General features: G+C 57.7%; 7 protein-coding genes and 1 pseudogene. 2 read left to right on the top strand and 6 right to left on the bottom strand.

The window, feature by feature from the left end; translation table 11 throughout:
- Window positions 1-81 precede the first annotated feature (81 nt).
- Window positions 82-903 (top strand): DUF4365 domain-containing protein, encoded by an 822-nt coding sequence (locus B8115_RS19685; RefSeq protein WP_083861898.1) that lies wholly within the window; start codon window positions 82-84, stop codon window positions 901-903.
- A 107-nt stretch (window positions 904-1,010) separates the two neighbouring features.
- Entirely contained in the window at window positions 1,011-1,505 is a 495-nt protein-coding gene (locus tag B8115_RS19680; RefSeq protein WP_238539243.1) for a type IV secretion system protein, read from the top strand.
- A 23-nt stretch (window positions 1,506-1,528) separates the two neighbouring features.
- Here the strand turns inward: B8115_RS19680 and B8115_RS19675 are convergent.
- From B8115_RS19675 to B8115_RS19650, 6 genes and pseudogenes are all read right to left on the bottom strand, one after another.
- Window positions 1,529-2,888, bottom strand: a pseudogene (locus B8115_RS19675) (IS3 family transposase).
- Window positions 2,889-2,963: 75 nt separating this feature from the next.
- Window positions 2,964-3,995, bottom strand: coding sequence for a leucyl aminopeptidase (locus B8115_RS19670; RefSeq protein ID WP_026038257.1), 1,032 nt, complete (start codon window positions 3,993-3,995; stop codon window positions 2,964-2,966).
- A 164-nt stretch (window positions 3,996-4,159) separates the two neighbouring features.
- Window positions 4,160-5,686, bottom strand: coding sequence for a sodium:solute symporter family protein (locus tag B8115_RS19665; RefSeq protein WP_010629568.1), 1,527 nt, complete (start codon window positions 5,684-5,686; stop codon window positions 4,160-4,162).
- The gene (locus B8115_RS19660) at window positions 5,679-5,867 is read right to left on the bottom strand and encodes a hypothetical protein (RefSeq protein WP_010629567.1); all 189 of its coding nucleotides are present in this window, start codon (window positions 5,865-5,867) and stop codon (window positions 5,679-5,681) included. The genes B8115_RS19665 and B8115_RS19660 overlap by 8 nt, the downstream gene beginning before the upstream one ends.
- Window positions 5,868-5,891: 24 nt before the next feature.
- The gene (locus B8115_RS19655) at window positions 5,892-8,891 is read right to left on the bottom strand and encodes a c-type cytochrome (RefSeq protein WP_010629566.1); all 3,000 of its coding nucleotides are present in this window, start codon (window positions 8,889-8,891) and stop codon (window positions 5,892-5,894) included.
- Window positions 8,884-9,378, bottom strand: a complete 495-nt coding sequence (locus tag B8115_RS19650) for a (2Fe-2S)-binding protein (RefSeq protein WP_010629565.1) — start codon at window positions 9,376-9,378, stop codon at window positions 8,884-8,886. Before B8115_RS19650 ends, B8115_RS19655 begins: the two co-directional genes overlap by 8 nt.
- Between the last annotated feature and the right edge of the window lie 385 nt (window positions 9,379-9,763).

Raw genomic sequence — 9,763 nt, 5'->3', positions numbered from 1 at the left:
TTTAAAATAATCCTCAGTGTTGCTGGTTGTAGGTAAAGAGTTTGTGAGATATGCTTTATTTTTATTTTGGGAGAAAAAGTTTTGGCTAAAAGATCTGAAAATCACAAGTTAGGGGATTTAGGAGAGCAGAAGGTCAGGTTGGTTTTTGCCGAAGCAGGTTTTGCCGTTAGTGAAATATCTCCTGACTATGGCGAAGACTTTTTTGTCTTTGGTGAAGATAAAGGGGTTATCGAGCCTTTTAAGATTTATGTCCAAGTCAAAGCCTCTGGAAAGGAGGATAAGTATATCTCTGATTGGACTATCTATGAAGACTGCTTGACAGTTAGGAACTGGATTATGGAGAATAGCCTAACCGTCATAATTAGATATAATGAAAGAAGTGGTGTTTACAAGTACTGCATCCCTGAAGATGAAATCGAATATTGGGAGATCCCGTTTTCTGAAGGCGGAAATGTTGCAATAAAATGCAGTGAAAATTTTGATATTGATGCTGCCAGGAAGTTGATGTGGATTGCTAGAATTAGACACTACGATAGAGTGGTTAAAATTACACAGCCCAACGAGATCGATGCGAATGTTTGGGACGGCATGCCTAAATATCAGTTGTTCTGTTTCGAACTGCTCGTTAGATTGCAGCTCATAGATTCGTGCGACCTGCGCCTGAGAGATGAAGTTTACGCTAAATTGCTTAGTATGTCTGAGTGGCTGGTTGAAGAGTACGAGGGCTCAGATGATATGAGTGCGAAAGATAAATCGATATATGCTTCATGCTCGTTGCTAATAATTAATCGGTTAGAAGATATTAGTGGTTGCAAGATCGGGATGACTAGATATTTACTTGACTCTTGTGCATGCCTTGTTTTTAAGTTTTTTAAAAATGGCAAAGAAAAAGGTAGTGGATGAATAAAATGAGTGATTAAGCAAAAGCTACTGCGGCCGGAAGATCTGGTCGCGAAGCTAGACTGAATTTAAAGCAACTGGCCAACCTCTCAGGTGCTCAGGTAGCGATAGTGACCGGCGCACCACCCGGTTCAGTAGCAACATCATTAGATACGCTGTTCTCAAAAATATTTGAAGTTTCCGAAGCGGCCTGGAATAGAGCAGGTGTAATGAACGGAAATTTCGGGCTTTACAGCATTGGTGCTGCCACCCTGATAGCCGGTGGAATGCTGACCGTTGTCGTCGCCTTCTTGATCCTGCTTAGCAAGATCATGACGGCAGTTCTTTTAGTTCTGGGACCTCTTTTTATTAGCATGCTTCTATTTAACGCCACTCAACGCTGGTTCGAGAGCTGGCTAGGCATGGTAGTCAACTACGGACTTATCTTGGTGATAGGTGCAGCTGTAGGCCAACTCATGGTAGAGCTGGGAGGGTATTACATTGACTCCATGTCCAATGGTTATAGTGGCACCATGGCGAATCTTGGCGATGCCGCTATGTTATGCATCATCTATGCACTGTGCATTTTGGTAGTGAAGCAAGTTCCTAGTGTGGCTTTGAACTGACCCCCAATAGTTGGACGGTTCATTCAGCCGGCGCCCAAGGCCTGAGCCCTGTACTGTACGGGGCTCAGGCCTTTTAGTTTCAGCCTGATGCGTTCGTGGTTGTAGTAATGGATGTACTGGACGAGCCCTTGCTGCAGCTGCTCTATGGTGTCGAACCGGTTCAAGTGGAAATACTCGGCCTTCAGGGTACCGAAGAAGCTTTCCATGGCAGCATTGTCCAGGCAGTTTCCTTTCCGCGACATGCTGCGCAGTACCCGCTGCTCCGCCACCAGACGGCGATAGCTGGGGTGACGATAATGCCAGCCCTGGTCCGAATGGAGCAGCGGCCGATCCCCCGGGGTCAGCCTGCCAAAGGCTTTCTTCAGCATACCCTTCACCAGGTCGAACACCGGGCGCGGCCCTGTCTGGAAAGCAATGATCTCTCCGTTATACAGATCCATGACCGGCAACAAGTAGAGCTTCTGGCCATTGACCTTGAACTCGGTGATGTCCGTCACCCACCGCTGATGGGGGCGCTGAGCCTGAAACCGACGCTGCAACGTATTGGGAGCGGCGTAGCCTTCCGCCCCTCGGTAGGCACGATATCGCTTGGGACGAACCAGGGACTTCAAGCCCAGCTGGTGCATCAGCCGCTGGACGGCCTTGTGGTTGATCGTCTCTCCTGCCTGGCGCAGGACGGCGGTGATGCGCCGATAGCCATAGCGCCCTTTATGGCGGTCGTAGATCGCCCGGATACGCACCTTGAGAGCCGCATACCGATCGCCAGCGCCCAGGGCGTGGATCTGGTAGTAAAACGTACTGCGTGGCAGCTCGGCCGCACGCAGCAGCAGAGCCAGCGAATGCTCATGCCTTAATCCTTGGACGGCTTGGGCTTTTTGCCCCGCGTCGCCGCTCCCTTTTCCCGGATCAAGGCATCGAGCTTTTTTAGATAGGCATTCTCGGCACGCAGATACGCCAACTCCTTGAGCAGCTCCTCCTGGGAGCGCTCATCATCAGGCGGGGCGGTGAGGAAGGCGGCTTCTTGGTCATCGGGCGGCGCCCCTTGCGCTTTGGCTCTAGTGCAGTCAGACCACTACTATGGTACTGACGCTCCCATCTGCCAATGGCGCCGAGCTCGCGGATATCGAACAGAGCCTCCGCCTGACGCTGTGACAAGCCATCTCGCCACATCGTCTCAAGGACCTGCCGCTTGAAAGCCGCGCTGTGGGGCGTGTATTGCTTGCGCAGGCCCGCCACGCCATGCTGACGGTATCTATCCCGCCATGTCCGTACCAGGGAATGGTCCAGGCCATGCTGGCGGGCTACCTCTCTTAAGCTGGTGTCATTGTGCAAACACTGCTGTACCACCAGCAGCTTGAACCCCTCATCGTATCGATTGCTCATAGAAACACCCCGAAGATTGGATTGGGTGTCCAACTTTCAGGGTGCAGTTCATAAGTTGACCTGGGGCCTTAAATTCTATTTTTGCTGAATTGCAATGTCCTTGTCTACAATGTCGCCATTGATCAATACGGGGTTGCCGTCTAGGAAAAGAGAGCAGTTTCTCATCGGTATGTCCAAGTGGCAGGCGGTATCATTTGTTCCGCCAAGCTCATTGTTGGGTCCTGTCGAAAACATGACGTTGCCATAAAAGCTTCTGGGTTCCATGCCCATGCCGCCAGGAAATTCTCCTGGAACCATTCTATGCCATTTGGCATCTCGGTTCATTCCCCATCCGACGTGACTCATGCCAAAGCCACGTTCATCCCCGAAGCTTGCCATGTAGGATTTTACAATTTCCGCTTCTAATCCACCTTGAATGTTAGTGATCCATCCTTTTTCTATAGTGTATGTAATGGGCTCTCTAACATAAATGTTCTGTGGTAACAGAATGTCGCCCGGTGCTACGACTATAGTGCCATCCACCCCATCATCATCACCACCTGTGAATACAAAGCCAGAAGGCCAATGGTCCCATCGGCCCGGTTCGTCAGTGCAGGCGTACTCTGTGACGGTAGGGTATGTGTTTAGTTTGTATGTAACATCCGTGCCATGAGCCGAGGTGATATGCATCACCTTTGCTTTTGAAAGAAGCTCGCCGGCTATTTCGACCTTCTCCTTTAGCTCTTGGTTGGGAAGCATTCTGGCCAGTAGTTCCGGAGGCTCTACGACAGTGAGTATGCGCGTTCCCGCTGCCTGTATGGCCATTTGTTCTGGTGAAAAAAGAAGGAAAATACAGTCTATTAGCATGTCGCAATTTTTGAGAGCTTCTACCGCGTCGGGCATGCTGGCTAGGCCAGTGGTGCCCACATTCCAGCCTCCTGTAGGTAGTGGGGAAGGTAAGCGCATATGATACATGCTAGCGCCTAATCGCTGGCCCGCCGCCATGAATGCGTCAGCATAATCGATTCTTTCATTACCTTGTGTTAGAACGATCACTTTTTCGCCTTCATGAACGCCCGACATTTTTAGCTGATGAAGACAAATTTCTGTAAAGCTCGCCTGATCCATGATGTTCTCCGCTTCAGGTCGGTGTTGAGATTCAAGGCTTGGGATACGTCGTGCGAATCTGGCTTGAGTGAGAGTTGTGTTTTGGCATCCTTGGGAAGGGGGCGGTATTGCCCCCTGTTGAGCGCTAATTACGCTATTGGTTTGTAGGTAGTGTGACCGTTTCGCTACCGGATTTTACTCTGAAGTGATGGAGAAAATTCTGTCTCACTTTTCTTTGGCTTCAGTGACTTTTTAGCAAGCTCTTCCATGATAGCTTCCATAAAACTATCGGCAGAAGATTGACAAGGTTGGGTAGCAAGGCTTACGCCAACGAATAGTACGCTGGAGACGATGATCCCCCATACCCCAGCGGGGAGCCCCAGGAAGGAGTTGCCGATGGCGTAGACAAACAGTACGAAGGCGCCGGTGCCCAGCACGCTCGCCAGAGCGCCAGCGGCGGTGCCGCGTTTCCAATAGAAAGCACCAATGATCGCCGGCACCATGGCCACCAGTCCTGAAGAGGCGGCCACCGACAGCACTGCGATCAAATCGAGCTGTAGCTCTGCGAAGCCCAGTGACATCAGGGCGATCACCGGAATGACGATCTTGCCGACCAGCAGCTGACGCTTCTCGCTGGCACCCGGTTTGACATTGGCATAGACGTCACGCGCCAGCATTGAGGAGAGGGTCAGCATGATCGAGTCGATGGTGGAGACCGCCGCGGCCATGATGCCGATCATCACGATGACGCCCAGCACCGGCGGCACGAACTCGGACGCCAGCAGCGAAGGCGTGGCTAGGTCGGCGCGTTCCAGGCTCGGGAAGGCGGCCAGGGCCGAGAAGCCCCAGAGGACCGACACCAGGGTGTAGATGAAACCGAAGACCAGGAAGCCGATCAGCATCTGGCGCATGGAGCGCAGCGAGGAAGGCATGAACAGCCGCTGGCTGACCTGGGGATTGGATAGGCTGAAGAAGAACCAGGGGATGGTCAGGCCGAGGAAGGTGATGAAGCTGAACAGGCCGGGGCCCGGTACCGTCAGCGACTGAGGGTGTTCGGTGGCCAGGGTCTCGAACAATGCGGCGAAGCCGCCAAGGCCTTGGATGACCAGGAAGGCGACCAGGGTCGAGGCGACTATCATCATGATCGCCTGCAGCGAGTCGGTCCACATGACCGAGCGAATGCCTGCCACATAGGAGAAGAAGATCGCGATCGCCGTGGCCAGCATTACCCCGGTTGTGAAGGGAATGGCGCCGTTGGTGGTGCCTTGCAGCAGGTAGCCGACCCCGGCCAGCTGCACTGCCGCATAGGGGATCAGGAAGACGCAGCTGGCGATCGACACCGCCATGGCGACCCGCTTGCTGTTGTAACGGTGCCCCAGCATCTCGCTCGGGGTCACGAAGTTGAACTTCTTGCCCACGGCCCAGAACTTCGGCCCGAAGATGGCCACCAACGAGACACCCGCGAAGTAGATGATCTCGAAGCCCAGGGCGCCGACGCCACCAGCGTAGGTGAGCCCGGCGAGCCCCACCATCATGAAGGCACTGTAGGTCGTGGCACTATAGCTCAACGCCGACACGAAGCCGTTCATCTGCCGGTTACCCAGGAAGTAGCCCGACATGCTCTCCGACTTGCCTTGGCGCGACAGGATGGCGATGCCGATGGCAATCAAGAGATAGATGGCGATCGACCACCAGATCAGTGACTCAGTCATTGCCGTGCTCCTCGAAGTCCTTGGTGATGAAGAGGTTCAGAGCGATGACCACGAGACCGGCAATCGTCCAGAACAGGAAGCTGCCATACCATGCCTGCACATGGGTCAACAGCGTGTAGGGAACCAGGTAGCAGAGCAGGACCACTGCCCAGACCAGCCATATCCACTTGCTTCTTTTCATGATCAACCTCGTCTTATTGTTGCGTCAGGGGTGGGGGGAAGGACTGTTGTTATGCTGGCGAATCGTCGTCACGCGCGACTCGATGTTTCGCCAGGGGGCTTGGTCGGGCGCAAAACGCGCCCGTAGATAGGCCGTCAGGGTGACGACCTGAGAGTCGCTGAAACTGTCGGCGAAACCGGGCATATTGCCGAGGCCGGGTACATGGTCGGCATGCACGCCACCCAGGATTGACTGGATGACGTTGTCGGGATGCTGGCTATGTAGGTTGGTGTTCAATGCCAGGGAGGTCTGGGCGCTGGTGAAGGAAGGTGTGCCACTCTCCATATGGCAGCTGGCGCAGGCCCCTTCGAATAGACGTTCTCCCTCCTCCATGCCGGCGGGGCCGCTCTGGGCCGTGGCGATGCGAACCGCAGCGTCGGCTCGTACGGTCTCGCTATCTCCCGCCGGTGCGTCCATCTGGACCGCCACATAGTGAGCCAGGGCGCGTACGTCATACTCGGGCAGCTCGCCCAGGCCGGCCACCACCGGTGCCATGGGGCCCGAGGCCACACCATGCAGTGACGACGCGCCGTGGCGCAGGTAGTCGTAGAGGGAGGTCTCGCTCCAAGGAATCGGCGAGCGTGATAGCCGATTGAGCGGCGGGGCTTCCCAGCCGTCCACCATGGCACCGGCCAGACTGTGCTCTCCCCTCTGCTCGGCCCCCATGGCGTTGCGTGGCGAGTGACAGGCGCTGCAGTGCCCCAGGCCCTCGGCGAGGTAGGCGCCGCGATTGTAGAGATCACTCTGGCCGGGATCGGGCTCGAAGGGGTTGGGGTCGTGGTAGAGGGCGTTCCAGCCGGCCATCAATGGCCGGAAGTTGAACGGAAAGCTCAGCGCATTGGCCGGTGTCTCGGCGCTCACCGCGGGCTGCGCCATCAGGTAAGCATACAGCGCCTGCATGTCGGCATCGCTGATCTTGGCAAAGGCCGTATAAGGGAAGGCCGGATAAAGATGCTTGCCATCGCGGCTGATGCCGTGTCGCATGGCGCGCTCGAAGGCGGCATAGGACCACTGGCCTATCCCTGTTTCCTCGTCTGGCGTGAGGTTGGTGCTGTAAAGCGTGCCAAACGGTGTATCGAAGGCGCGCCCGCCGGCATTCTCCTGACCTCCCTCGGCGGTATGGCAGGCCGCACAGTCGCCGGCCGCAGCCACCAGGCGCCCACGTTCGATGGTCTCGGCGGAATAGAGGTTGGCTGCGGGACGGTTGATCGGCGTAATCGCTCCCTTCCAGGGCCAGGCCATGACCGCCGTGCCGGCCACTGCGGTCAGGGCCGCCGCCTTGAGCCAACGGCGCCCAGGGCGTTTGGTCGGTCTGCCGGGTGTCTCTTCCTGCAAGGAATCGGCCTGGTCGTGGAGAGCTTGACGTACGCGGCCGGCGGTGAAGGGCGGCTGGCGGAAGCGCACGCCGGTGGCATCGAACAGCGCATTGGCGATCACCGCCACGCCGGGTGCAAGATTCACGTCGTCGAGCGGCTGGAGCAGCGAGGTCGTTGCCTCAGCGTCTGCGCTCTCCTTGGTTGGCATGTCGGTGCGGGTCACCAGGACACCGCCGGGCGTCGGATCGACATTCTTATCGTCCTTGCTGCCATCGCCCCATTCGTCGAAGGCCGGGTCGCGTCCCAGCAGCGGGCGAGCGCTACCCAGCACCCGGGCCTGCAGTGTCTGCTGCAGGCGATCCGTGTCTACCTCGGGGCCGGCGTCCTGGCCGACCACCAGCCGAGTCAAGGTCACGTCGCCGGTAATACGGTTCACTTCCACGTCGGCGATCCAGGCCGAGCGCACGCCTTCCGGGATGCGTTGATGCCGGTCGGGCAGCTGTGAATAGGCGAAGCCGCGACCGCGCAGCCGATCCGGCGATGTGGAAGCGGCGGACGACAGCGCTTCGCCCCATTGGGCGCGCTGCGACACCGAGCTGATCAGCTCGATGCCACGGGCATCGTCGAGGTGACGTAGCCGCAGCGCCAGGGGGTCCTGATCACTGTCGTGGGCCACCTCGTCCAGAAAGGATTCCCGGGCAAAGGCCTGCTGAATCTCGGCGAGGCTCTCGCTGCGCCGACCGGCACCATGATCGTCGCGGCGGGTGGTCAGTTGGGCGCTACTGAAGGCATAGGGCGAGAAGGGCGGTGTTCCGCCGGCTTCGGTCCGCCGGATGGGCGGCCTGCCGCAGAGCCACAGGCCCACGGCGGCGATATCGCCCGAGGCATGGGCCTGATGGTAGCGGTAGTCGGCGATATCGCCGCTCTCCGCCAGGTCGGCGCTTAGGGTGATGCGCTGTGCCTGGCCCAGGGCATGCACATCACGGGTGTAGGCGGCATCCAGCCATACCGCCACGGAGCAGGCCAGTTGCCGGGACATCACTGCGGCATCCACGGCGGCATCGTCACCACAGTGACGGCCTAGGCCGGAGACCCGCGCCGGGGTGGTTCCGTAGAGCTCGATCCGCTCGGCCGGCAGGCCGGTTAGGGTCATCAGGTCGTGAATCAAGGCCTCGGGCGTGATCGTTTCTCCCCACAGCATCAGGCGTTGATCGGAGCAGTCGGCCACCACCCAGCCGGGGGCGTCGCCCCAGCGCAGGCGGCTCGGCCAGCCATAGTCATGGCAATGGGCCGAGGCCGCCTCGCCATGTCCAGCCGCCAGCTCCCGGGACCGCGCCCCGGTCTCCAAGGGGACCTGGTCGTGGTCGCCTTGGCCTGCGTGGGAGGGCGCACGCCATTCGAGCCGCAGGCGACGCGCGGCGTTTTGCGCCGCGTCCAGACTGTCGGCCACCACGCCCACGAAATCGCCCTCGATGACGACTTCGATCCGACCCGGCAGGCCCGCCACGCTGGCCCGATCCACGGCCACCAGCCGATCGCTGACGAAGTGCTCGCCGTTCCAGGCATAGTGGGGTGGCCTTACCGCTACACCGAAGCGCTTGGGCGATGCCAGCGGAGCGGGGAGCTCTGTGGGTTCAGCCCGGGAAGAGGGGGGCTGCCGATCACTCATGGGGCGCCTCCGGCGACTCGGCGGCGTTGATTGCCACGGCGCGACTCGCCGCCTCGAGAATCTCCACGTGGGTGCCGCAGCGACAGAGGTTGTACTCCAGAGCGGCCCGCAACTGGGCTGATGAAGGCCTAGGGGTGTGATTGAGCAGAGCGCGCACGCTGATGATCATGCCATTGAGGCAGTAGCCGCATTGGGCGGCCTGGGCCTCGATGAAGGCGCGCTGGACAGGGTCGAGGCGGCCTTCGCTGGCCAGGCCCTCGAGGGTAAGGATCTCATGCCCGACCGCGACCGAAACCGGCAGCACACAGGCCCGGGCGGCCATGCCGTCGATCAGCACACTACAGGCACCACACTCGCCCAGGCCGCAGCCGTACTTGGGGCCATTTAGCTCCAGGTCATTGCGCAGGACGGTCAGCAGGGGAGTGTCCGGCGGTACTGCCAGCTCGTACGAGCGGCCGTTAACAGTCAGGGAGATCGCTTGGGTCATAGGGGCTCGTCGTTATTCTTGGTGTTATCAACGTTTTTTGACTCTTGAGAGCCAATTCAGGCATTACCCTGCGCCTCCTTCGAGGATCCGGGTATGCCGATTTGTTGAGGTGTATACGCTGTTAATTTTGGGTTTCTACACATATAGCACCTTGAGTCCTGTTCCTGCAAGCTATGATGTGTGTCATGATTTTTCTTCGTAAAACCACCATTTTATAGGCCTATATCAAGATTTTCTCTCTTAGTGGCTTGGTCGGGCTGTCCGGTGCACCAATCGAATAAACGGTGCTTGACGTGAAAAATAAGGGTGTATACGTTGTAATTGAGTTTCGTGTCACCCTGGCGCGTGCCCATGCTGGAGCGCCCTGACGAAGAGTTGCTCTACG

It is taken from the genome of Halomonas sp. KM-1, assembly GCF_000246875.1.
In the GTDB taxonomy this organism is placed as follows: Bacteria; Pseudomonadota; Gammaproteobacteria; order Pseudomonadales; family Halomonadaceae; genus Halomonas; species Halomonas aerodenitrificans.
Note: the sequence above shows the minus strand (reverse complement) of the source record. Positions and strands in the feature narration are given on the sequence as shown.